The sequence below is a fragment of the Methylophaga sp. UBA3613 genome (assembly GCF_002375415.1).
Taxonomy (GTDB): Bacteria; Pseudomonadota; Gammaproteobacteria; order Nitrosococcales; family Methylophagaceae; genus Methylophaga.
This window is the reverse complement of the sequence record NZ_DFLS01000004.1, coordinates 147,178-170,762: the sequence shown is the minus strand read 5'-3', so window position 1 is coordinate 170,762 and position 23,585 is coordinate 147,178. Positions and strand designations below refer to the sequence as shown.

Below are 23,585 nucleotides of genomic sequence, written 5' to 3'. Positions count from 1 at the left end.
GTTAGGGCTTGTTGATCTTTCATCTCCACCAGTGCTGGCGATTATTTTTGTGTCTGGCAAGGCGGAAAACCCACCTTGTAGCCTTACTACATAATTGATTGACAACGCAGGCGCTCGCAAAAATAGTCGGAGCCCTTCGGGTTGCGACTGAAAAAGCGTCACTTATGTCCACGGATGGGCGGTATACTGGCGCGCCAGGGAGGCGTGCGCCGGTCTGGGTGGCCTACATGGATGTAGGTCAGGGGCGTGAGCAGGATGCGGAAGCTTTGCTCGTCACTTATTTAGAATGACTACAAAAACGCCGGGAGCGTTTTTGAGCGTAAGCCCCAATGGGGACATGGATGTATCTCACAAAAGGCACCCCTCGTGCCTTGATTGACGCTTTTTCAGCTCACAATAGAGGTGGAGATGAGAGCTCAACAAGCCCTAGCAAAAACTAATTTCCCGCAGTGTTCGACAAGTCAAACTGGCCGCTCTCTTCTATGTTTAGATAAGGCACGAACCTTCCCATATCCAGTTTTGCCTTGAAGCGGTAATCAAGGCTTTTTGCCTGCCCGGAAAACAATCGATTCAGTAAGCGGGCGCTACCCAGTAAATCTGGACTGGCTTCAATGGTAAAATCAGCCATACCATAGGCTGGAACACGCGGTAAATCCGGTGTCGCACCGCTTAAAACCCGATTATTTTCCACTTCAATCGAATAACTCATGCCTTTTAACGGTAAGGCATTCCGGTTTGGATTAATGATCTGCAATCCAATAATAAATCTCGGCGCCAGACCATTCGATTCAGGTGCAAATGAAAATGAGGTGATATTGACCTGTGGCTGTTCATAGTTGGGCGACCAACTGGCACAACCAGATAAGAAAGCTATGGTTATCAGACAAACCGTTCTTAGCAGTGACATATCATTTCCATTCTGGCGTTAAAAAGTAAGTCTAAACCATACAGATAGTATTGGTTCAAAGAAAAAAGCGACATACCATTGAGCTTACTCAACAGAACTGCCGCTTGATTAAAAATGGACTGATAAAAGTGTTATTGCCCGCGCTTCTGAACAGGTTCTACCTCATCCATTTCATGAGCAGGATGCATCGCATTATCTTCTTCTACAGCATTTAAACGATTTTCCTGATACGCATCTTTAGATTCTTTATTAATACGTTCAGCAGACTCGCCCATATCATGGGCTGGATGATTACCATCCGACGATATATCTGCCGAACTATTGGCGGCTTTATCTTTTTCCCATTGATAATCGGCCTGCTGATCTATTTCCGCAGCTGTCGGCGAGACGGAGTTATCCATTTTATGAGCAGGATGCTTGCTAGTATTTTCATTGGCAGCAAACGCAGAGGTGCTGGCAAAAAGAGTTGTCAGGGCGACTGTGTAAAAACATTGTTTTAACATGGCGGCCTCCTTTTATAGTGGTTAAAAACAGCTTAAATAAAATGGCTGCTAACCATTTACTGTTTCATACACCCTAACGAATATCACCACTCACATCAAACTGACGAAAAATATAACCAACCCCTTTTAAATCAACAGTTTAACTGTTAATTTAGGCCAAATTCAGTATTCTAACCATAGATAAGGTGAAAAACTTCCTTACCTTTGCTTATCAACCATTTTTCATTACTTTCAATGTGTTATGCTGCTTCACGCTGCATTGTGAGAAAACGATTTACCCCATTGATTAGCGCTTTAATGGCGGCCCGGCTGATATTTTTATCCTGTCCGACACCAAATACCGGTTGAGCATTACCCACTTTCATTTCAACATAACTCACCGCTATGGCTTCTGAACCGCTTCCGATGCCGTGTTCATGGTAATCAACAACAGAAATATCCTGCTGAATATGTTCAGACAAGGCCTTTGCAACCGCATCAACTGGTCCGGTCCCTTTGGCCTGAAGTGTGAAGGGTGTTGTCCCGTGATCCAATTGAACCTCAGCGCTGGCAATATCTTGTGAATCATCCACTACGCTACTGCTTCTGAAACGGTAAGGCGTGTTGACAGCGAGATAAGCTTCATCAAACAATTGCGCTATAGTTGCAGCATTAATTTCCTTGCCACTACTGTCACTGTGCTGTTGCACAATTTTACTGAATTCAATCTGCAAGCGACGCGGCAACTCAAATCCAGCATTTTGTTGTAACAGGAAGCTCACCCCGCCTTTACCCGATTGGCTATTCACCCTGACCACCGCATCGTAACTTCGATGTAAATCCGCCGGATCAATTGGCAGATACGGTACTTCCCAGAAACCTTCCGGATCCTGTTTGGCCAAGCCTTTTTTAATGGCATCCTGATGGGATCCCGAAAACGCGGTAAACACCAATTCACCGGCATAGGGATGACGAGGATGCACCGGTAACTGGGTGCACTCTTCGGCCAATTGACGAACCTGATCTATCTGGCTGAAATCCAAACCGGGATGAATACCTTGAGAATATAAATTCAACGCCAGCGTCACCAAATCGACATTGCCGGTACGCTCGCCATTACCAAACAAACAGCCTTCCACCCGATCAGCGCCAGCCATCACTGCCAACTCAGCAGCTGCAACAGCAGTACCGCGATCATTATGCGGGTGCACACTCAGAATAATGCTGTCTCGATTGTTTAAATTACGATGCATCCATTCAATCTGGTCGGCATAGGTATTGGGTGTCGACATTTCAACCGTTGCCGGCAAATTGAATATCATCTTTTTCTCTGGTGTTGGCTGCCAGATGGCTGACACGGCATCACAAACTTCTTTGGCAAAATCCACCTCCGTGCTGGAGAACACTTCAGGTGAATATTGGTAAACCCATTCGGTTTCCGGGTGTTGTTCTGTTAACGCCTTAACCCAGCGCGTGCCGCGTTCGGCAATCTCTTTCACGCCGGCTTTATCGGTGTTGTAAACGATTTTGCGAAACTCCGGAGCAATCGGATTGTACATATGTAAAATGGCCCGACGAGCCCCTTTAAGTGACTCTACAGTGCGTTCAATTAAATCCTGACGGGCCTGGGTCAATACTTCAATAGTGACATCCTCCGGGATCACATTTTCTTCGATCAGACGACGGACCAGATTAAAGTCAGTTTCCGAGGCAGACGGAAATCCGACCTCGATTTCCTTAAAGCCCATTTCCACCAGGGCTTTGAAATAACGCATTTTGGTTTCGATCGACATCGGATCAATCAATGCCTGATTGCCATCACGCAGATCGGTGCTCATCCAGATAGGCGGCTTTTCAATCACCTGATTCGGCCATTGGCGATCCGGTAATTGAATTGGCTCAAAGCGACGATATTTTTGAGCGGGATTGGCAATCATCTTCTGACTCCTGAGTCTGGATAAGCAAAATAGAGTGCCTGAGAGCGTAGTTTTTTTAGGGACGCTTCCGGCAGGTTTATTTAATAAGGATTGGAGGGTAACCAATCTTTTTCAGTTTCCGCCATTCACTTGTGATGAACTTGAGGGAACTGCGTTAAACAAAGCTTGTGGCTCATAACACTACCGGTTCAGGCATGTGGAATAGTATAAAGAGACAGCTGCAGAATTAAATTGCTAAAGTTTCATGAAAACGTCTCCAATACAAATATAATTGCTGATAAAGTTAATTTTTAAGCATAAAATGCTTTTAATGTATTTTATTGGAGTAAATCATGACTGAAAAACTGGATCGATATGATCATATGATTCTCGATATTCTGCAAAAGCAGGGCCGCATTTCCAATCAGGAACTGGCCGAAGCGATTAACCTATCTCCCTCCCCTACGCTTCGACGTGTCAAACAGATGGAAGAGAATGGTTTGATCGATGGTTATGTGGCGTTATTAAATGCACGTAAGCTTGGGCTGACACTGATGGCTTTTATCGGCATTAGTATGGATAAACATACCCCGGAACGCTTTAGTGGTCTGGAAGAAAAGCTCGCCAGTTACCCGGAAGTATTGGAATGTCACTTGATTACCGGTCAATCAGCAGATTACTTGCTCAAAGTGATCGTCAAGGACATGGATGCCTATCAGCAGTTTCTGTTGCAGAAACTCACTCGAATTGAAGGAGTGACCGGTGTGCATACGTCGTTTGTGATGAAATCACCGATAAAATCGACGGCATTACCATTAGATTAATGCTCCGTTCAGGTCGCTTTAGTGTCAGGATTTCTCTAAATGCTCACGAATAGACTGTAATTCAAGTCGATGGGCATCAGTCGCCTGAGGATAGGCCAATGGCAACGCACTCAATGTGTTTAAAAAGATTTCCGAAATAATTAACCGGGCATTCTTTTTATCATCAGCAGGGATGATGTACCACGGTGCCTCTTTCGTTGTTGAAGCATTAATGCACTCTTCGTACGCTTTGGTATAGTCATCCCAGAATTCACGTTGTTCAATATCTGCAGTAGTCAGTTTCCAGTTTTTATCGGGGTCATCGATTCTCTGCATAAAACGTCTGGCCTGCTCATCCTTGGATTGATGTAAAAAGAACTTAATGATTCGGGTGCCACTTCGATGCAAATGTGCTTCATGTTCCAGAATGGAACGGTAACGGTTCTGCCAGAAGCTTTTTTTGGGGGGCAGTTTATCGGGTAAGCGCTGTGACACCAGAAACTCAGGATGCACTTTAACAATCAGCACCTCTTCATAATAGGAGCGATTAAAAATACCGATCCGTCCCCGTTCAGGCAGGCAACGTGCCGTTCGCCAAAGAAAATCATGTTCCAGTTCGTTTGCACTGGGCTGTTTAAAGCTGAATACCTGAAAACCCTGTGGATTAATACCTGACATCACATGCCGTATAGCGCCATCCTTTCCCGCGGCATCCATGCCCTGAAAAATCAGCAGTATCGAATAATGATTATCGGCATAAAGCATATGCTGCAACTCACTTAATGCCTCAACATTCTGTTTCAGTATTTTTTGGTAGTGTTTTTTTGAGGTATATAAAGGATCAATCAGAGTAGGCCATTTCTTCAGATTAATCTTGCTGTCTGGCAAGGCCTGAAAATCGCTGATATTGAGCTTCATCATTATTGCCTTTGAAGGTATGAATCTGTCGGGATGTATTTTCGCTTATTAGACGCTTGAAAATCTCAAAGGACAAATTTCCTATAATGGTGATTCAGGGAAATCCTTATTAACCTGCCAAAGCCCATCAGAAAAATAGCCTTGGGAATCTTGCCAGTTTTTCAACACATTAAAGCCGGTTTCATTGGCCATTTTATGCATATCTGATAGCAGGTATTTATGTGACAGTTCAAGATGGATGGCTTCATAGGGGTTAAATTCAAAGGTTTTCTCCAGCGCCCCGATATGTACTTCCTGTTGCTCCAGCGAGACTAAATAACTCTCCATCGCCCCATGCCGCGGATTATACATTCCATGATGCGAAAATCGGTTTAAATCAAACTCACCATCCAGCTCATTATTAATGCGGGTTAATACATTCAAATTAAAAGCGCGGGTAATGCCTTTTTTGTCGTTATAAGCCCGGGTTAGTACATCAATATCTTTTTTCAAATCAAAACCAATTAACAATAAATCATTATGATTCAGACACTTCCAGATACTGTGCAAAAACCGTTTGGCACTTGGAAAGTCAAAGTTGCCGATATTGGAGCCCAGCAACAGCACCAGTTTGCGACTGTCAGATGTGTTTTCAAGGTGGCGGATACTGGCAAAATAATCACCGACAATACCGTGAGTAGTTAGCGTCGGATGAGATTGATTTAATGAACTGATCAGATCTGCCATCGCCGATTCAGAAATATCGATGGGTATGTAAGAAAACGCATCAGTGGATTCTAATAGTTTGCTCAGCAAAACTTTAGTCTTACAGCCATCCCCGGCGCCCAACTCGACAATTTCAAATGGCTTATCCTGGATAAATCCAGCAAGTTCAGATCCAACCTTACTAAGGATTTCAAATTCACAACGTGTTGGATAATATTCCTCCAACTCGGTGATCTGTTCAAATAACTTACTGCCTTTGGCATCATAAAAATATTTACTTGGCAGATATTTGGTGGGTGCTGAGAATCCCATTAAAACATCAAAAGCAAATTGCTCTTTAAGGGCATCTTGCGTTTGATTTCGAATTGAATCCAGAACCAGATAGGTCATTACAAATCCTTTGCCAAACGAATACCGGTAAAAGCCCAGCGATCATATGGGCGGTAAAAATTTCGATAACTGGCACGCATGTGATGTTTAGGTGTTGCCACACAACCACCTTTCAAAACATACTGATTCGCCATGAACTTACCGTTATATTCGCCGAGCGACGTATTAGATGTTCTGTATCCAGGATAGGGTGAATAAGCACTGTTAGTCCATTGCCAGAGCAGACCAGTATCAAATTCATCACATGCCCTGTCAGGAGAAGGATAAATTGATTGTTCCGGATCCCAGAAAGCGTTTTCAGCCTCAAACAACTGTCTGTTACGAGAAGTATACGACTCCAGTTCAAACTCAGTAGGCAGTCGTGCCCCCATCCATCGCGCATAGGCATCGGCTTCATAAAAACTGATATGACTCACCGGTAAATTCGGGTTTAAAGGTTGCAGACCACGGAGATGATATTCATCCCAGTGATGGTTTTGTTTACGCCAGTATAGCGGATGGGTCATTTGGTTTTGCTGCACCCAGTCCCAGCCATCACTTAACCATAGCTCTGGACGACGATAGCCACCATCGGTCATAAAATCCATATATTCGCCATTGTTAATCAGCCGATCAGCCAACTGAAAACCACTAATCCAGCGCCGATGGCGGGGACGTTCATTGTCATAGGAGAACTCATCCAAACGCGCACCAAACAGAGAGATATTTTCTGTCCATTCCAACCAGCCCAGGGCTCTGGCAGGTAATAAAATATCATCGGCATCAGCAGTCTGTTCATAGGCAGCAGACCAAGGCTGATTACCCAGAATAAATTTGATATCCATTAACAACAATTCCTGATGCTGCTGCTCGTGTTGTATTCCGGTGGCAATTATTTCCAGTTGTTGTTCAGACAGAGCGTGCGATTCAAAAAGCTCAACAATCGCCTCGGTAATCTGCTGTCGATAAAGCATGATTTCTTTCACTGTCGGCCGAGACAGTTGACCACGATTGGACTGCTGCCAATGGGCACCCTGACTTTTATAATACGAGTTGAATAAAAAATGATATTGAGGCGATTTGCTGGTTTGCGCTAGCTGAAGTGGTGCTAAAACAAAACAATCAAAAAACCAGGATGTATGGGCCAAATGCCATTTTGGTGGACTGACATAAGCGGCTGGCTGTACGACCAGATCTTCAATTTCCAAATTGGCACAAATCTTTTCCGTTTGTTGGCGGACTTCTATAAACGCTTCCTGTAAAGAAGTTTCGAGTTCTTCATTTACTTGCCCAAATACAGTTGGGTCTATTGCACTATTTTTTCTTGTCATTGATTCAACTCCATATTGGGTTTTATCAACCACCTGACCTTTTGAAGTCGCGATAAGCTGGTTAACTTAAGAGCCGAAGAGCTCAATAGCAAACACCTGCGGCTTGCATCGGCGATAAACCTTGTTCATTTAGCACTGTTAGCAGAGTCGTATTAGCGACTCCGCTAACTTTTTTGCTGTTAAATTTAAAGCAGGATCGCCAATAAAATAATGATGGGAATTGGCACACCTAAAAACCATAAAAGAATGGATCGCATGTTATTTCTCCTTAACAATATTTGTCATCATGCCACTACAATTAATGAATGATGGAATCGCGTTGGCGACCACCAACTGTCGCCATAAAGCTGGCGATATATGCGCCAATCAATAACGCGACAAATATCCATAATGATGCGAAGGTAGCGCCTTCCAAAGCAGTATCGGCTGCTTCACGAGCAGTCTGCTCAGCATCCGCTAACGCTTGCTCTGCACGTTCGATGACATTATCAACACGTTGCTCTGCTTCGGATTCATCTAATTCGGTATAGTTCGCCACCAATCCAACGACATATTGTTTATCGTCTTCGTTTAGCTCGCCGTCACGCAAGGCTTGAACCAATATGGTGGATAATTCATCACGAACATTGCCATCAGCACGTTGAGCAATTTCAGTCCCTGGCGCTGTACGTAATAGTGCATCGGTAAAATAATCAGAGGATTCAGATGCCGCTTCACTAATGGCAGGGGTTACTGAAGATGCGCCTTGTACCAGAGAAGCACCTGCCTTGGTTGTACCACTGATAACAGCACCCACACTTGAGAGAATTAAAAGTGCGACCAACAGCGTTGCCACAGCCCAACTGATCAGGCCGTGCGCGGTATCACGAAAATAAATTTCATCAATATTGATATCAGTCCATCGGGTTCGGAGTCGTCCAGCGATATAGCCACCTAAACCTGCTGCCACAATTTGTGTGATGGTTAACCAGGTTATGGTCGACCATCCAATGGTTTCCATTGTGACGCCTTCATTCTGCCAAGGTGAAATAACTGAAAAGCCCAGACCGAAACCAAGTATTAACATGATTAACGTCATGGCCGCTGCACTGACAGCACCAGCGAAAATGGCTGCCCATGACACGCTGCTATTATTTGCTGAGAGAGTTTCCATATTGCGTTCCTTATAATTAGCTTTCAAATCCGGATTTGTTTTTTGTAAGTAAAGTATTTTGGTATGACTACCAGGGAAATATCGTTTAAGTATGTGGCCGGATTTAATCCCGGCCTAGGGGCTGTTGATCTTTCAGAGGCGGCTATGAAAGATCAACAGCCACTGATGAATAAATCAGAATCCCAACGGATACTTCTCGCCATGTACCAACATGGAAAAAAACACCGTAGTGCCTACGTTGAAATGACTGTTTATGACACTAGTGAGTTTAAGGTAGCAAGCTAATCTGCCAACTGATATTACATAGGTTAAAGTTTGAACAAATAGTCACTTGCTATTTTTGATTGAGAAGCAAATTGAATGTAATTACTTAATGCGTTGCCATCAGTAAATGTCCAAACAAGGCTAGACAAAAACCCAATACCGCCCCTAACGGTGGAGCCCAGTGCTTTTCCAATTTCGACTGGGGGGCAATATCCTGAAAAATGAGATATAAAATCCCACCTGAGGCAAACAACATAATGGCCCCCAGTAACGATTGATGTTCTGATAAAAACCAATATCCTACCAACCCAGCAATCGGGCCAAGTATTACTAATCCTGCCATTTTGAGCAGTACGTTATCGTGTTTATTGTGGTGTTTTAGTTCTCGGTAGGCATTAAACCCTTCAGGTAAATTTTGTAACCCGATCAATAATGCCAGCAAAGGCCCGGAGGCAGGATTTAAGGCCATCAAACCTCCCAGCGCGATAGCCTCAGGAATGTAATCCAATATCATGCCCATAAGTTGAGGAGATTCGTTATTATGGCTTCCCATTAACCGTTCCACACCGAAAAAAATCAGGCCACCTGACAAAATAACCGGAATACTCCAGAGCGAGTCATGCATATTATTGATACCTTCCGGGACCAGCACTATCGTTACTGCGCCCAATAAAATCCCACCACCGAAAGCAATGATGAAATGTCTTAATTCTCTTTCCAACCACTGAGAATGCACCCGCTCAAATGAGGCAACCCAGCCACCTATCGGAATACAAATTCCTGCAGCGGTTGTCAGTAAAATAATTTTCAACACGGATTCACTATCCATTTTTTCCTCTTTCTTCTAGGGACTGTTTATCTTTAGTTCATCAGCACTTTTGGGTTTCTCTATAGTCAACACCTTACTGATTCCCAAAAGCAACCCTGTAGGGTAAATATGACAAGTACTAAAACGTTCTCTGCTAAACATTTTATTCAGACCAGTTGCCAATTCGTCTTCAGCTGCATGCTGTTCATCAGTCACGCTACAGCTGATAAATCTAAAAGTGAAAACAAGGCGAGTCCTGACAAAATGGTCTCTCTGGATTTCACCGAATGGAAAGTCGAATGGCAAAACAGCCGACCTCGTGATCCCTATATCAGTCCGGATGGTCAGGTCTGGTTTGTAGGTCAGGTAGGAGATTATATTGCGAGGCTGGATCCCCAGTCAGGCGATATGCAACGTTATGCTATTCCCGAAGCCGGCCCACATACAGTCATTGTCGATGACGAGGGTTATCCATGGTATGCAGGTAATAAAGACCAACATATTGGCCGCCTTGATCCTGAAACTAGCAATGTGACTCGTTTTGAGATGCCCGAGGGCGTCAATGATCCTCATACAATGGCCTGGACATCGGACGGAAATATCTGGTTCACCGTACAGCGTTCGGGAAAAGCCGGTTTTATTGGAAAATTGGCTACTGATTCGGGTGAAGTGCAAATCGTTGAGGTACCAGGGAACCACATGCGTCCTTATGGACTGGTGGTCGATAATCAGGATCGTCCCTGGATTGCCTTTATGGGCAGCAACGCGATTGGCACAATTGATCCAGATTCAATGCAATTGGAAATCATCTCCACTCCACACGAAGAAAGCATTATTCGCAGGATCGGACTGACGTCAGATAACCGGGTCTGGTGGGTAGATGCAGGTATGGGCTATCTCGGTGTTTATAATCCGCAGGATAAATCCATGCAGCAATGGCAGACGCCGGGTGGCGAAGCCGCTGGGTTATATGCCATGGCTGTCGATAGTCAGGATCGTATCTGGTATGTCGAAACAGGTTTGCAGCCAAATCGCTTTATCGGTTTTGATAGCAAAAAAGAACAATTTATTGCAATAGATAAAGTACCATCTGGTGGATTAACAGTCAGAAATATGGTGTTCGATGATGATACCAACGCCTTATGGTTTGGCACTGACGCCAATACCATTGGCCGAGCAGTAGTTCCAGACTAAAGCTGAAATGCATTACTACCAAGACCTAAGACCATTTCAATATCAAAACTTAATACTTTAATTCGATAAAAAGTAAGGAACCAACGTGCCTCGTCCAGTGATTCAGCTTTTGCTATTTGCAGGCCTAATGATAATGTTAGCTTTGTCCTGGCGCTACTTAATTGAGAGCGGTTTTATCACCACTTCAAGAATCGAAAAGCTATTAACTCATGTAGCCCAAATCAAACACGCCCCTTGGTTATTTCCAGCCATTCTTCTAAGTTATTTATTACTACTGACGGTCATGTTCCCGTTAACCATACTGGTCGTTGTGACTGGTTTTTTGTTCAGTCCTTGGTGGGCGATTTTTTACGCAACAGTAGCGACTTTATGTTCCTCTGCATTGAGTTATTGGATTGGTCATGTGCTAGGACGCAGCACCATTGAAAAACATAGCAGCCATTACCTGCGTGTTGTAAGTCGGTTTATGCAGGAAAATAGTGTTCATAGCATGGTGGTTATTAATTTACTACCTATCGCGCCGTTTACCATGACTAATATGATGGCTGGAGCATTCCAGCTAAAATTTTCTCGCTATATGATTGGTTCTGCGATTGGCATCATCCCTGGTCTCATAGTAGTCACCCTTCTGGGGGGACAATTAAATAAAATTGTTTCGGCTACCGATAACCAACAATTTTGGGGCGAACTTGTCATTGCTGTGACCTTAATTAGTGTGTTGATGGCAATTATTCGTTGGGTAAAGAAAAAAGAACATGTTGATGATTAGTTTCGTTCTTGCTGGGCATGCGTAGCTAAAATTTCGCTGTAAAACAAATCGATTTTTTCAGCATATTCGCCGATATCGTGTTGTTTGGCGAAAATGATCGCATTGTGAGAAAACTGTTCACGCAGAGCTGTATCCCTAATTAAATCTGCAAGTTTCTTAGTCCATACCTCCACATCATCCAATGTTTTATACCCGGTTTTACCATGTTCAATCACATCATCAATACCACTGGAACGAATCGCCACAACCGGTAACCCTGCCGACATGGCTTCCAATATAACCATTCCCTGGGTTTCAGATTTTGATGCGAACACAAAAATATCCGCCATCTGATAGTAAGCAGGAATATTATCAGGATTAATTTCACCTATAAGTTGCACTTTTCCTGACAAGGCTTTGTGTACAATACGATTTTCTAGATACTCTCGATCATCACCTTCTCCAACCAGGATCAATTTGACCTCTTGCTGAATAAATCTTGGTAAGGTTTCCAGTGCATCCAGTAAAAATTTGATATTTTTTTCCCTGCCCAACCTTGACACACTGAGGAGGACAATATCATCGTGCTGTAATCCCAGATTTTTTCGCAAACTCTCAGAACCGATAGCATGTGGTTGATTAAATCTGTCAAAATCCACTCCAGTAGGCTGGACACATATCCTTGATTTCACTCCAATCAGACGTAAATATTCTTCTGTGGAAAAGGTGGGTACAATTACCCCGTCACAACGATTGCAGAAACGTCTGATCATGGCATGGGAGATAACATTTCGAAAAAACACCCCTGGCAAAGGCACATAATGGGCGTACATTTCCAAACGAGTGTGATAAGTGTAGACAGTAGGTAAATTGTGTCGCTTTGCCAACCAATGCCCCACCGATCCCAGCCAGAATGGGTGATGCAAATGCACCAGATCTGGTTTAAATTCTCTAAAACGCTTGCGAATAGAAAACTGTAAAGGATTCGTTAAACGAAATTCACGCTTATGACCGAATGCTAGAAGGGTTTTAACACGTTCACATTCAGGCTGTAATTCAGTAACTGCCTCATAATCCGGGGCAAAAACCTGGACCGTGTGATGCAGCATTGTCAAACCGCGAGCCAGACGTTCGATCGACATCGTGACTCCAGAAATAAACGGAAAATAGTTATTCGTAAACATGACAATACGTTTTGGTTTATCGCGATAGGCACTGTCATCAATATTAAATTGGGTGTAGTAATCACGTTCTTGATAAATAAATTCGCGCAGTTTCAACCCAATCAACACCATCAGGCTTACTACAAACAAAAACCGACCAAAGCTTACATAAATAAATGTATAAATCGCTGACCAAACGCTGTCCAGCGTGTTAAGTATTGAATAGCTACTGATATCCAACCTTACTGGACTTATGCCAATCTCATCACCATTTACAGTCACTTGAACGTAATGATGAAAGCTGTCTTCATCATTTACTATCAAACCGCCTGCCCCCCCTGTTGTGACATAACGCACGCCATTTTTCAGCTGTTGATGAAACAGTGACAAATTGGCTGAAAACACCACATCAACTTTATGTCGCTCGAAAAGTTCTATGAATGCTTTACGGACAATGCTATCACCAAAGTAATTTTCTGATTCAAAAGCTGGAGTTTCCTCCAAAGCCTGATGCAGTGGCAGACCGATAAACACAAATCGGTTAGCTTGTTTAGATGATTCCAGTTCCCGATCCAGCCAATCCAGCTGCCATTGCAAAGGTGAATTTCCGGTGTTATCAACAAATAAGAAATGATTTTCACCAGCAATAAATGAAAAGAAATGTGGCCCTAAATGTTTATAAAACCTGACATCACCAAAATCACTTTCCTCATTTTCTCCGTATGTAAGCAGCCAGGGAATATCCAGTTCATGTAGCAGTTTGAACAATGAACGATAATTTTCTTCTGCCCCACTACTGACGGCATTTCCGGCAGAAATTAGAAAGCGGTTATCAGAAGCATTGATCAAAGGAATGAGTTGTTTTTGAAAAATATGCGTCGAATTATTGATGTTCCCCACCACTGCAAAATTAAACTGCTCCTGTTGAGCAATAGTTTTAATTCTGCTGACTTGCTCGGAATGGAGCGATTTAAAGTCTGTTTCAGATAGATGCAAATAAAACTGATAGCCCACCAGCAGCAGAATCAAAGCCACATTGAGATAATAGATAATTCGTAATTTTGTGCGTCGCTGCATCTTTAGCTCAAACCTTCATGTAATACAGCTATCAAGGAAAATTTGTCTCGCTAAAGCAAAATGAGCAGTCAAAAATCTTATCTGTCCAACTCAAAACAGATTAGCGATGATAAGCCATGCCGTCAGACCAGTCAGAATAAACGAAAATAACGATAGCAACCCATCGCTGGCAATCAGTGCCAGACCAAATGCCACTATTGCAAGACCTCCTGCATTGGCGCTGAAAGGTACGACCTCCATAAACGGTAACATCAATGCGATGAAAATACAGACAATGGCAATGACATATTTGGCTGTTCCATTGACGAAGATCAATAATCTTGGGCGAATCAGTTTATCGATAAAGTGTGCAGGTTTACGTAACCACTCAACCGCTTTGAGTAATTTTTCACTGGGTACAGCGCGTTGTAATAGCCATTTGGGCAACCAGAAATGTTCCTGACCAATAACTAACTGAACAGCAACTAATAAAATAAACAACCCCATAATAGTAGGAACACCCGGAATATCCCCTATCACTGGTGCCAATATAATCAGGCCTGCCAACAGCAATAACGGTCCAAATGAACGGCGGCCAATCATATCCATAATGCTATCGATGGAAACCTTTTCATTGCGTTTTTGCTCAGCAGCTTCCCCAATGCAATCAAACAATTGCTCAAGATTGGTTAGTTGTTGATGCTTAGCCATTGATATTTACCTGTCTAAGGAAAAAGCTGCTTCGGTACCCACCATAAAAACACCATCATGCCAATCAACTCGACCAGTGACTGAAACACAATTACCACCACTGCTAGCTCGTAATTCGCTGGTAAAGCCAAAGCCAATGGCAGCATGACAAATGAATTGCGGGTTCCAAAACTAAATGCCAACACTCTACCCTGTGCAGATGACAGATGTAATAACCTCGATAAAACTCTGGCCATCAGAGCGACAATCAGCAGAAATAATACAAACACCAGCAACAAACCGGGCAGCAGCGCTAACGAACCCAGAACAATTGCCACTTGTGAGCTGGCGATAATAAACATAACCAATGCCAGGACGGTGACGGGGAACCATGCCAGATAGTTTATGAACTGCTCGCCTGATGGATGCTGTTCGGCAAATTTCTGTGTTGCCCAGGCCAATATCAATGGCACGACAATTAAGCCGATAAAAACCCATAGCATCTCACTGTGCGCCAGACTGACAGTGAATTCATTGCCCAGAAAAACATACAGATAAAATGGTAACAATATAACTTGCAACAACAAGCTAATCGGCGCGAAAGTGATGGCCTGCCGGGTATCTCCGCCAGCAAGCTGAGTAAAGGTAATAAACCAGTCGGTACAGGGCACTAATAACACTAGCAAAATTCCCAGCCGTACCGCCGGATCATCTGGAGCCAACATCAACAAACCAGCCACAACAACTGGAATGAACAAAAAATTACCCACTATGGCTGCAATCAAAAACCGGGAATTGAAGGATGTCTCACGCAGATGCGTTAACGATACCTGGGTAAAAGTTGAAAATAACAGCAACCCTAATAATGGCCAGACTAAAACCTCGACATAGCTGCTTAGATGCGGATACATTACACCTGATATCAAGCCCAGTGATATCGCCACCAGATAAATGAACAGCTGATTTTTTTCTAACTGTAGCCGAGTCAAAGCTGAGATTTCCCCAAAGTCGATTAACTGAAGTTAACGCATCATGAAGCTTTATCATTTACTAATAGTGCTAATAAAATAGCAAGCCAGCACGTTAATCAGATCTTTTCCTTCGAACAAGGATCCACTTTATGCAAAATTTTTTTACTAAACCCATTATTGCCATCGTACTTTCGTCAGGTTTTATGACCATGGCGTTGGCTGAGGATGATGGTGAAGGCAAACAAGTCATCATCGACAGTGAAAACGGTAAAGAATCCGTCACTATTGAAGAATCTCAAACCGGCGATCAATCAGGGGCGGGGTCGGCTATCACCGATGATCTTGTCAATGATGAAAGAAGAAATGACGAAGACGACAACACGGATAAACCAAAGTATGAAGAATAGTTGTGTCAGCTATTAGCTGCGATCTGGAGGAAAATTAATTTTCCTCTTTCTCTGCTTCCTCTTCGTCAGTGCTTTTACCTTTACCGGAATAATCTTCCGTAAATACCTCTGAAAGAATCAACTGTTCGATATAACTGCGTTGCGACGCTCTCACCGGAAAACGTACCACCAGATGAATCTCCGCCGCGGTTGGGACTTGAATGGTAACGCGGGGATCCACTGAACTTGCATCCAGTCCCCGTTCATCACTGAGTCTCTGCATATATAACCGGGCATTCTCAAGATAGGGCAGACAGTGCTTGGAAGCAGCTACCAATAAAGCTTGCTGAGCAGCCTGCCACTTATCCGTTCTTTTAAACGGCACCGTGAATACATGCAAAACGTATTGTCGGGTATAGCTTTCATTGATAACGGGTTCTGAGACAAATAAAGCATTGGGAATTACCGCCATACGCCCGGTGCGTTGATGGGTCAATTTACCGGGGCCAACCTCCAGTATAGTCGTGGCCAACAAGGTTTGATCGATAACATCACCACGAAAATCCCTGATTTGAATCCTGTCACCAATATCAAAAGAGCCTGCACCGGTTTTCAGTAGTGATCCTGTCACACAAAGGATCAGTTCTTTAGTCGCCACCACAAATGCCACGGCAATCGCTACAACGGATAACGCCAGGGTTCTGAGCTCTTCTCCCCAGATTAAGATCAATCCCAGAATGAAGATGAGAATAATGCCATTGCGGGTCTGCACCAGCCATTTTCGGCGTAATTCGGATGAATTAACCGTCCGGCGAATAAAGCGCGACGCAAGGGAGTTTAAAGCCAGCACCACCAGCAACAGGATAACAGTGCTGCCAAACAAACTGATGATTGGCAAAAAAAACGCAAAGGTTTCCTGTGAAATTCCAAGTTTTTCGTTCATTCAAATAGCCTGTTTCAGTTGGCGGGATGCGTTATAACTTGATTTGCTGTAATTTACATTATCGATAAAAATTAGACCTCTCAATAATGAGTTTACATTGGGTCGACAACTAATGTCGCCAGACAAATTGTTCATCCCTTGCTGAAGCTCAATCACTTTTAGCAAAATCATTCGCAATACCTCCATTACAAAGCATTATTTACAGTGGTTTCAATAACCTATTTAGTTTCCCTGTAGAAAACCCTCTGGAGCCTCTTTGCAGATGCGTATTCTTCGATCATAATCAAATGCAGGTACGTCACTATAACAAGAGGATCTCTTCCGAATGATTAAACGACCCGACGCGACAAAACGTCTGTTTGTACTTGATACCAATGTGCTGATGCACGACCCCACTGCTCTCTTCCGTTTTGATGAACATGATATTTTTCTGCCAATGGTGGTGCTCGAAGAGCTCGACAGAGGTAAAAAAGGTCTATCCGAGGTATCACGCAATGTACGCCAGGTCAGTCGTTTTCTGGATGATCTACTGGAACAGGCCGCAGACAACGATGCCATAAATCTGGGCATTCCGTTACCCAGTGTAACCAATAGTGATGTGCCTCAGGCCAGTGGCCGCTTGTTTTTCCAGACCCGACAAATGTCCGGCGAGTTACCTAAAGAGTTACCCGGCCAAATCGCTGATAATGCCATTCTGGCTGTTGCAATCAATCTGCAACAGGCTCAGGTTGATACCAACGTTATTCTGGTTTCCAAAGATATTAATCTGCGTATCAAAGCCACGGTATTAGGTATTTGCGCCGAAGATTATTACAACGATAAAGTGCTGGATGATGTGGATCTGTTATATCGCGGGTCCAGCGAACTTAAAGCCGACTTCTGGGAAGACCTGAACCGCCTCGAATCATGGACGGAAGATGGCCGTACTTTCTATCAAGTGGAAGGCGAAGTCGTCAAAGACTGGTACCCCAACCAATTGATTTATTCACCCGGTGAAGAACGAGCGATTGAAGCAGTAGTGCGTAATAACAATGAAACCACCGCCGATATCGAATTAATCCATGATTATCGCCGGGAAAATCATTCGGTCTGGGGCATTACCGCTCGCAACCGCGAACAGAATTTCGCCTTGAATCTGTTAATGGATCCGGAAATCGATTTTGTCACCCTGCTGGGTCAGGCCGGTACCGGTAAAACCCTGCTGACGCTGGCCGCTGCGTTAACCCAATGCATCGAACACAAACGTTATGGTGAGATCATCATGACCCGGGTCACGGTGCCAGTGGGTGAAGATATCGGCTTTCTGCCCGGTACTGAAGAAGAAAAAATGACACCATGGATGGGCGCATTAATGGATAACCTGGAAGTGCTCAACAAAACTGATGGTGGCGACTGGGGTCGTCAGGCAACAAATGATTTACTGCAGCGCTGGATTAAAATTCGCTCATTGAACTTTATGCGTGGCCGTACTTTCCTCAATCGCTTTATCATTATTGATGAAGCGCAGAATCTGACCTCGAAACAAATGAAAACCCTGATTACCAGGGCGGGTCCAGGCACCAAGATTGTCTGCCTGGGTAATATTTCGCAAATTGATACGCCATATTTGAGTGAGACCACTTCGGGCCTGACTTATGTGGTGGATCATTTTAAAAACTGGCCACATAGCGGGCATATCACCCTGTTGAGAGGGGAACGATCACGTCTGGCTGACTTTGCTTCAGAAAACTTGTAATCTGTTTAACAAAAGTGACATGTACGGCACAGAGAAAATATGCTTTCTGTGCCGTACATGTTTTAAACTGATTCGACTTTTAATGGCAGTGATTCATTAAATGAATCATGGGCAGACAGGAAAGCAAATGATGAACGAAACCACCGCTACAGGCGCCGATCGTCGCGCATTTTTCCGCATTAATGATCGACTTGTCCTGTCCCTCATTCCATTAACTGAAGCAGAAGCAGAACACATTGGTCAGTCTATTATTGATGCCACACCTGAGGCCGGACAGTTGACACAGCAACTTTCAACCATCCAGAAAAGTTTTAATCACCTGACCGATCAAATCGGTCATTCTGACAGAGATATCGCCAGAGCCCTGCGGATGCTTGATGATAAGGTGAATCTGCTGGCTCAGAATGTCCAGTTATTACACACACCGCTAAACCCGGAAACCGCCAATGAAGTGAATCTCAGTGCAGGCGGACTGGCTTTGATGACCGATACCGTATTTGAAGCCCGGTCACCACTCGAAATCAGAATGCAACTATTACCTGGTGGTTTGCATATCCGGGCAATTGCCAAAGTCATTGGCTGTGATCAAATGATTGAAAGTACTGGCGGGAAAAGTTTTTATCTGCGGGTAGCCTTTACCCATATGAGTGAAACCGATCGCAACATTCTGGTCAAACATACGTTAAACCGTCAGGCAGAAGAACTGCGGAACAGCAAACAAGCTTAGCGTTACTGTTCACGCAAATATCTTGTACAACGCACCGCCTGCCTGATGACTGCCTAACAGGCAGCCCAATTTAGCAAGAGCGTGATATGTCAATCAAACGCCCAATTCTCTATAGTTTTCGCCGTTGCCCGTACGCAATGCGTGCGCGTCTGGCCATTGCCATTGCCGGTTGTGAAGTAGAAATACGGGAAGTCGTATTAAAAGATAAACCAGCTGAATTGCTGGAAATCTCACCAAAAGCCACGGTGCCGGTACTGTTGGACAGCAATAATAATGTCATAGAGGAAAGTCTCGACATTATGCTTTGGGCTGCTGCACATCATGCCATATGGCAATCTTTGGATGAACAGCAACGTAAGGAAGCGTTAATGTTAATTGAAGAAAATGACGTCAGTTTCAAACAGATGCTGGATCGCTACAAATACGCCGATCGTTATCCAGAACATAGTGAGCGTTACTACCGCGAACAAGGCGAACAGTTTTTAGCCAAACTGGAAAAGCGTCTCCACCAGCAAACCGGCTTAATGACTGATTCTCTTACGTTAGTAGATTTTGCTCTGTTGCCTTTTATCAGACAATTTGCTCTGGTGGATTGGGAATGGTTTAGCCATGCGAATTATCCAAAACTGCAGAACTGGCTGAATGGCTTTCTTCAGTCCGACCTGTTCAAGCTAGTGATGCATAAATATCCGCAATGGCAGACAGGAGATGAAATCACTGTTTTCCCGGTAACGCAGCAACAATAAACGTTATAAAGTCAGATATGCGCTGGCATCTTCATCTTGGGCTAGTCTGGGCACAATCCCCAGACAGGGCGCCGTGATACGTTGCTTCAGACTTTGGATAATCGCGGTTGACTGTGAATCATCAAGAAAATCATTGGCGACCCAACCCACCAGATTGAGACCGGAGTCGGCAATCGCCTGAACCGTCAGCAGAGCATGGTTAATGCAGCCCAGCTTTATCGCCACCACCAGCACTACTGGTAATTTCAATGCTTTCGCCAAATCGGCAATTGTTTGCTGATCATTTAATGGCACCAGCCAGCCACCTGCCCCTTCGACCACGACGGCATCTGCCTGTAACCGCATCGCAGCAAATTGGCTTTCAATAACCGTCAGTGAAATGGTTTCGCCTACCTGTTCCGCTGCAAGATGTGGGGCAATCGCCGGTTCAAAGGCATAAGGATTGACCTGCGAATACGGTAACTTGATATCTGCCTGCTGGCTGAGGGCCAGTGCATCCTCATTTTGCAATTGCCCATCCCGCCACTCACAGCCACTGGCGACCGGTTTCATTGCCGCGACTCTCAGGCCCTGCTGTTGTAAAACTTTGATCAGTCCGACACTGATACGGGTTTTACCGACTTCGGTATCGGTGCCGGTAACAAATATATGCTGAGCCATCAGAGCTTGCTTCTCAATTGGTCGAGACTGACTGCCACACAGCCATCTTCGGTCATCTGCAGTGAATTCTCCCCTGCCCAGGCATGTCCGTATATTACTTCATAAGTGGCTGGAAGTTGCCCATTGATCCGGAATTGTTCACTGGCATGGGTTACTTTTTTCAAAGTGTTTTTACCCGTTAAGCCACGGCGCCGTCCATGATTGACATTGCGCGCTCCCAATTGCTGCAGATCACGCATCATGCTGACCAGATCGGGATATTGCAATGTATGCCGATCACTATCCAAAACCGGATCAGCAAGCCCGGCCGTAAACATGGCTTCCGCCACATCATGCATATCCAGAAATACATTGATATGCGGATAATTATCTACTGCCGCCCAACTTTGACGTAGCTCCTGCAAGGTATCAGGTCCCAGCGTACTGAACATCAGTAAACCACCGGGGCGCAAAACGCGTTGTATCTCTGCGAATACTGATGTCAGATCACACCATTGCAAAGCAAGGTTGGCATACACTAAATCCACGCTATTATCGGCCAAGGGTAATTGCTCAGCATCACCGGCAATAAATAAAGGTGATTTTTGCCCCGGTAACCAGCGACGTAAACCTTGATCTTTAAGATAACGCTGTCTGGCCTGGTTAAGCATCGCCGGTGCAATATCAACTGCCACTTGCCGGGCAGCCGGATACCGCTGCTGCAGCAAATGCAGATTGCGTCCTGTGCCGGTTCCCAAGTCCAGAATATGCTGTGGATTGATTTTGACCAGATCCAGACGCTCCAGCATTTCATCTGCGGTATCGCGCTGCAATATCGCCACATCATCATAACTGACGGCGGCTTTGCCAAAGCTGCGTGCTACACGATTTTTTTCCGGTCCTGATGCCTGGTCAGTCATGCAGAAATCCGTATATGTGGTTCGCACAAAGTTGTGGTTGCGAGATAAAAGGCGCATGACCTGCACCGGCAATACGTTCAATCACGATATTGGAATTTAACTCTGACAAACGTTCAGCCAGTGAAATGGGGACCAGTTGATCACGCTCCCCAAGAATGCACTGTACCGGCTGGCTCAATTGACTGAGCGCCAGACGTAAATCAAGGATTTCCAGTAATTCCAGTCCAGCCTTTAACGCCTCGGGATGCGCCACATTATCCGCAGTTTGTTCAGCCAGTAGCTGAATAGTTTCCCGACTGCCTTCCGCCCCACGGGCCTGTAACATCACAAAGCGTTTCAGGGTTTCCCGTTGATTTTGATCAAGTTGACCAGAAAATACCGAAAACACAGCTTCATCCATCGCCTCTGACCAATCATCCGCCGTCACAAATTTCGGATTTGCCGCCATCAGGATAAGTTTGCTGACCCGCTGGGGAAACCTTGCGGCAAATGCCAGACTTAATTGACCACCCAACGACCAGCCCAGCCAAAAAGCAGTTTCTGGAACATTGCGTTCTAATTCATCCAGGATATTGTTGATCTGCAGTGCGTCGGAATGCCATTCAGAAGTACCATGTCCTGGTAAATCAACAAGGTGTAAGGTGAATTTTTCCGCCAGTAATTCAGCCAGCGGCTGCCAGACGCCACTATGCATGCTCCAGCCATGCAGTAAAACCAAATCAGGTCCCTGGCCCATTTGTTTAATGTCCATAACTGGCCTCCAGAGCACCAAGCAATTTATTTATATGTTCGGCATCGTGAGCTGTAGAAAGCGTAATACGTAATCTGGCGGTATTTTTCGGCACAGTCGGTGGCCGAATAATGCCGACTAGAATGCCGTGCTGTTCCAGATCCTGTCCTAATTTAAGGGCTTTTTTATCATCACCGATCAACAGCGGTTGAATCGCCGTTTGCGATGGCATTAGAGGTAATCCCAGTTGATCCGCCCCATCACGAAACTGTTTGATAAGTTTTTGTAATTTGTCACGCCGCCAGGTTTCCTGTTGCACCAGTTTTAAACTTGCCAGCGTTGCTGCTGCAATCGCCGGGGGCTGGGCAGTGGTGTAGATAAAACTGCGAGCCTGTTGCACCAGAGTTTCAATCACCACTTCATCAGCTGCAACAAATGCCCCTGCAGTGCCAAAGGCTTTGCCAAAGGTACCGACTAAAATCGGTTTTTGCTGTGTTAATTCAAAATGCTCAATCACACCGCCGCCGTTTTGACCAAGCACACCAAGACCGTGTGCATCATCTATTAATACGCCAGCTTTGTGCTGTTCGGCCAATGCCATGATTTCTGTTAATGGCGCAACATCGCCGTCCATACTAAACACACCATCACTGACAATCAGTTTGTTTCGGGAGTTGGCGGCTGTGTGTAGTCGTTGATGCAGTAAAGCCATATCAGCATGGGGATAGCGTAATTGCTGCGCTTCGCTGAGGCGACCGCCATCCAGTAAGGAGGCGTGATTCAATTTATCCTGTACCACCACATCCGTTTTACCCAACAGTCCATCAATTACCCCCATATTGGCCATATAACCGGTGGAAAACAAAAGAACGCGTTGCTGGCCAGTAAATTCTGCCAGGGCTTCTTCAAGCTGATGATGATAACGGCTGTGACCGGTTAGTAAATGCGCTGCGCCACTGCCGACGCCTTCCTGATCCAGCGAGTCGATAAAGGCCTTTTTTAATGCTGGATGTGCAGCAAGTCCCAGGTAATCATTGCTGCTGAAAGACAGCATTTTACGACCATCCAACACGACCTCAACGCCCTGTTCACCATCACGCAACCGTGTTCGACGATACAAGCCGGCGGCTTTACGATCGGTTAATGTTTGTTGGAGTTGTGAATGCCAGGGAAGTTGTGACACTAAAGCGCCTCGAGAAATCAGTTATCTTGAGCGATGGAACCGACAGACTTTATTAACAGAAATGCTCTGTGCGATAGCATCACACAGAGCATTATCTT

The 23,585-nt window shown here is 44.7% G+C and carries 23 protein-coding genes; 7 read left to right on the top strand and 16 right to left on the bottom strand.

The features are described from left to right. Positions 1 to 436: 436 nt before the first annotated feature. From B3S93_RS02970 to leuA, 3 genes are all read right to left on the bottom strand, one after another. Complete coding sequence (locus tag B3S93_RS02970) at positions 437 to 907, bottom strand: LEA type 2 family protein (RefSeq protein WP_292353612.1); 471 nt, start codon at positions 905 to 907, stop codon at positions 437 to 439. Positions 908 to 1,038: 131 nt separating this feature from the next. Then, a complete protein-coding gene (locus tag B3S93_RS02965; protein ID WP_292353611.1) occupies positions 1,039 to 1,410 on the bottom strand; it encodes a hypothetical protein in 372 nt (123 codons plus the stop codon). A gap of 239 nt (positions 1,411 to 1,649) precedes the next feature. Beyond that, the gene (gene leuA / locus B3S93_RS02960; protein WP_292400174.1) at positions 1,650 to 3,326 is read right to left on the bottom strand and encodes a 2-isopropylmalate synthase; all 1,677 of its coding nucleotides are present in this window, start codon (positions 3,324 to 3,326) and stop codon (positions 1,650 to 1,652) included. 332 nt (positions 3,327 to 3,658) lie between these two features. Between leuA and B3S93_RS02955 the strand changes: the two genes are divergently transcribed. Next, complete coding sequence (locus B3S93_RS02955) at positions 3,659 to 4,129, top strand: Lrp/AsnC family transcriptional regulator (protein ID WP_292353609.1); 471 nt, start codon at positions 3,659 to 3,661, stop codon at positions 4,127 to 4,129. Between the two features lie 24 nt (positions 4,130 to 4,153). Here the strand turns inward: B3S93_RS02955 and B3S93_RS02950 are convergent, their stop codons facing one another. The 5 genes from B3S93_RS02950 to B3S93_RS02930 form a co-directional block, all read right to left on the bottom strand. Further along, the gene (locus B3S93_RS02950) at positions 4,154 to 5,029 is read right to left on the bottom strand and encodes an ADP-polyphosphate phosphotransferase (RefSeq protein WP_292400176.1); all 876 of its coding nucleotides are present in this window, start codon (positions 5,027 to 5,029) and stop codon (positions 4,154 to 4,156) included. 78 nt (positions 5,030 to 5,107) lie between these two features. Continuing rightward, positions 5,108 to 6,121, bottom strand: coding sequence for an L-histidine N(alpha)-methyltransferase (gene egtD, locus B3S93_RS02945; RefSeq protein WP_292400178.1), 1,014 nt, complete (start codon positions 6,119 to 6,121; stop codon positions 5,108 to 5,110). Continuing rightward, positions 6,121 to 7,431 carry an ergothioneine biosynthesis protein EgtB gene (gene egtB, locus B3S93_RS02940; RefSeq protein ID WP_292400181.1) on the bottom strand — a complete coding sequence of 437 codons (1,311 nt, stop codon included), beginning with the start codon at positions 7,429 to 7,431 and terminating at the stop codon, positions 6,121 to 6,123. The genes egtD and egtB overlap by 1 nt, the downstream gene beginning before the upstream one ends. Positions 7,432 to 7,729: 298 nt before the next feature. Continuing rightward, positions 7,730 to 8,584, bottom strand: coding sequence for a hypothetical protein (locus B3S93_RS02935; protein WP_292353605.1), 855 nt, complete (start codon positions 8,582 to 8,584; stop codon positions 7,730 to 7,732). A gap of 370 nt (positions 8,585 to 8,954) precedes the next feature. Beyond that, the gene (locus B3S93_RS02930; protein WP_292400184.1) at positions 8,955 to 9,677 is read right to left on the bottom strand and encodes a ZIP family metal transporter; all 723 of its coding nucleotides are present in this window, start codon (positions 9,675 to 9,677) and stop codon (positions 8,955 to 8,957) included. Positions 9,678 to 9,785: 108 nt separating this feature from the next. Between B3S93_RS02930 and B3S93_RS02925 the strand changes: the two genes are divergently transcribed. Together B3S93_RS02925 and B3S93_RS02920 are read left to right on the top strand one after the other, a co-directional pair. Further along, positions 9,786 to 10,850, top strand: a complete 1,065-nt coding sequence (locus tag B3S93_RS02925; RefSeq protein WP_292400185.1) for a virginiamycin B lyase family protein — start codon at positions 9,786 to 9,788, stop codon at positions 10,848 to 10,850. 85 nt (positions 10,851 to 10,935) lie between these two features. Then, positions 10,936 to 11,619, top strand: a complete 684-nt coding sequence (locus B3S93_RS02920) for a TVP38/TMEM64 family protein (protein ID WP_292353602.1) — start codon at positions 10,936 to 10,938, stop codon at positions 11,617 to 11,619. Here B3S93_RS02920 and B3S93_RS02915 read toward each other — a convergent pair. The 3 genes from B3S93_RS02915 to B3S93_RS02905 form a co-directional block, all read right to left on the bottom strand. After that, a complete protein-coding gene (locus tag B3S93_RS02915; RefSeq protein ID WP_292400188.1) occupies positions 11,616 to 13,838 on the bottom strand; it encodes a glycosyltransferase in 2,223 nt (740 codons plus the stop codon). The two genes, B3S93_RS02920 and B3S93_RS02915, sit on opposite strands and share 4 nt — an antisense overlap. 90 nt (positions 13,839 to 13,928) lie before the next feature. Next, positions 13,929 to 14,528 carry an exopolysaccharide biosynthesis protein gene (locus tag B3S93_RS02910; protein WP_292353600.1) on the bottom strand — a complete coding sequence of 200 codons (600 nt, stop codon included), beginning with the start codon at positions 14,526 to 14,528 and terminating at the stop codon, positions 13,929 to 13,931. 14 nt (positions 14,529 to 14,542) lie between these two features. Next, positions 14,543 to 15,496 (bottom strand): arsenic resistance protein, encoded by a 954-nt coding sequence (locus tag B3S93_RS02905; protein ID WP_292400191.1) that lies wholly within the window; start codon positions 15,494 to 15,496, stop codon positions 14,543 to 14,545. Between the two features lie 131 nt (positions 15,497 to 15,627). Here B3S93_RS02905 and B3S93_RS02900 point away from each other — a divergent pair, with 131 nt between their 5' ends. Further along, positions 15,628 to 15,885, top strand: a complete 258-nt coding sequence (locus tag B3S93_RS02900; protein WP_292400194.1) for a hypothetical protein — start codon at positions 15,628 to 15,630, stop codon at positions 15,883 to 15,885. A 34-nt stretch (positions 15,886 to 15,919) separates the two neighbouring features. Here the strand turns inward: B3S93_RS02900 and B3S93_RS02895 are convergent, their stop codons facing one another. Next, on the bottom strand, positions 15,920 to 16,807 hold the full coding sequence (locus B3S93_RS02895; RefSeq protein WP_292748394.1) for a mechanosensitive ion channel domain-containing protein: 888 nt from the start codon (positions 16,805 to 16,807) through the stop codon (positions 15,920 to 15,922). A 325-nt stretch (positions 16,808 to 17,132) separates the two neighbouring features. On the opposite strand from B3S93_RS02895, the gene B3S93_RS02890 reads away from it, so the two are divergent. The 3 genes from B3S93_RS02890 (at position 17,133) to B3S93_RS02880 (ending at position 20,015) form a co-directional block, all read left to right on the top strand. Continuing rightward, positions 17,133 to 18,542: a PhoH family protein gene (locus B3S93_RS02890; RefSeq protein ID WP_292353596.1), complete on the top strand. Its 1,410-nt coding sequence runs from the start codon at positions 17,133 to 17,135 to the stop codon at positions 18,540 to 18,542. 127 nt (positions 18,543 to 18,669) lie between these two features. Then, entirely contained in the window at positions 18,670 to 19,269 is a 600-nt protein-coding gene (locus tag B3S93_RS02885; RefSeq protein WP_292400200.1) for a PilZ domain-containing protein, read from the top strand. A gap of 86 nt (positions 19,270 to 19,355) precedes the next feature. Then, positions 19,356 to 20,015, top strand: a complete 660-nt coding sequence (locus tag B3S93_RS02880) for a glutathione S-transferase (protein ID WP_292400203.1) — start codon at positions 19,356 to 19,358, stop codon at positions 20,013 to 20,015. A 3-nt stretch (positions 20,016 to 20,018) separates the two neighbouring features. On the opposite strand, the gene bioD is transcribed toward B3S93_RS02880, so the two are convergent. From bioD to bioF, 4 genes are read right to left on the bottom strand one after another with little or no spacing between them, the layout of a single operon-like run. Then, positions 20,019 to 20,675: a dethiobiotin synthase gene (bioD, locus tag B3S93_RS02875; protein WP_292400206.1), complete on the bottom strand. Its 657-nt coding sequence runs from the start codon at positions 20,673 to 20,675 to the stop codon at positions 20,019 to 20,021. Beyond that, entirely contained in the window at positions 20,675 to 21,574 is a 900-nt protein-coding gene (gene bioC / locus B3S93_RS02870; protein WP_292353592.1) for a malonyl-ACP O-methyltransferase BioC, read from the bottom strand. Before bioC ends, bioD begins: the two co-directional genes overlap by 1 nt. After that, positions 21,567 to 22,325, bottom strand: coding sequence for a pimeloyl-ACP methyl ester esterase BioH (gene bioH, locus B3S93_RS02865; RefSeq protein WP_292353591.1), 759 nt, complete (start codon positions 22,323 to 22,325; stop codon positions 21,567 to 21,569). The genes bioC and bioH overlap by 8 nt, the downstream gene beginning before the upstream one ends. Next, complete coding sequence (gene bioF, locus B3S93_RS02860) at positions 22,315 to 23,487, bottom strand: 8-amino-7-oxononanoate synthase (RefSeq protein ID WP_292400210.1); 1,173 nt, start codon at positions 23,485 to 23,487, stop codon at positions 22,315 to 22,317. The genes bioH and bioF overlap by 11 nt, the downstream gene beginning before the upstream one ends. Positions 23,488 to 23,585 lie beyond the last annotated feature (98 nt).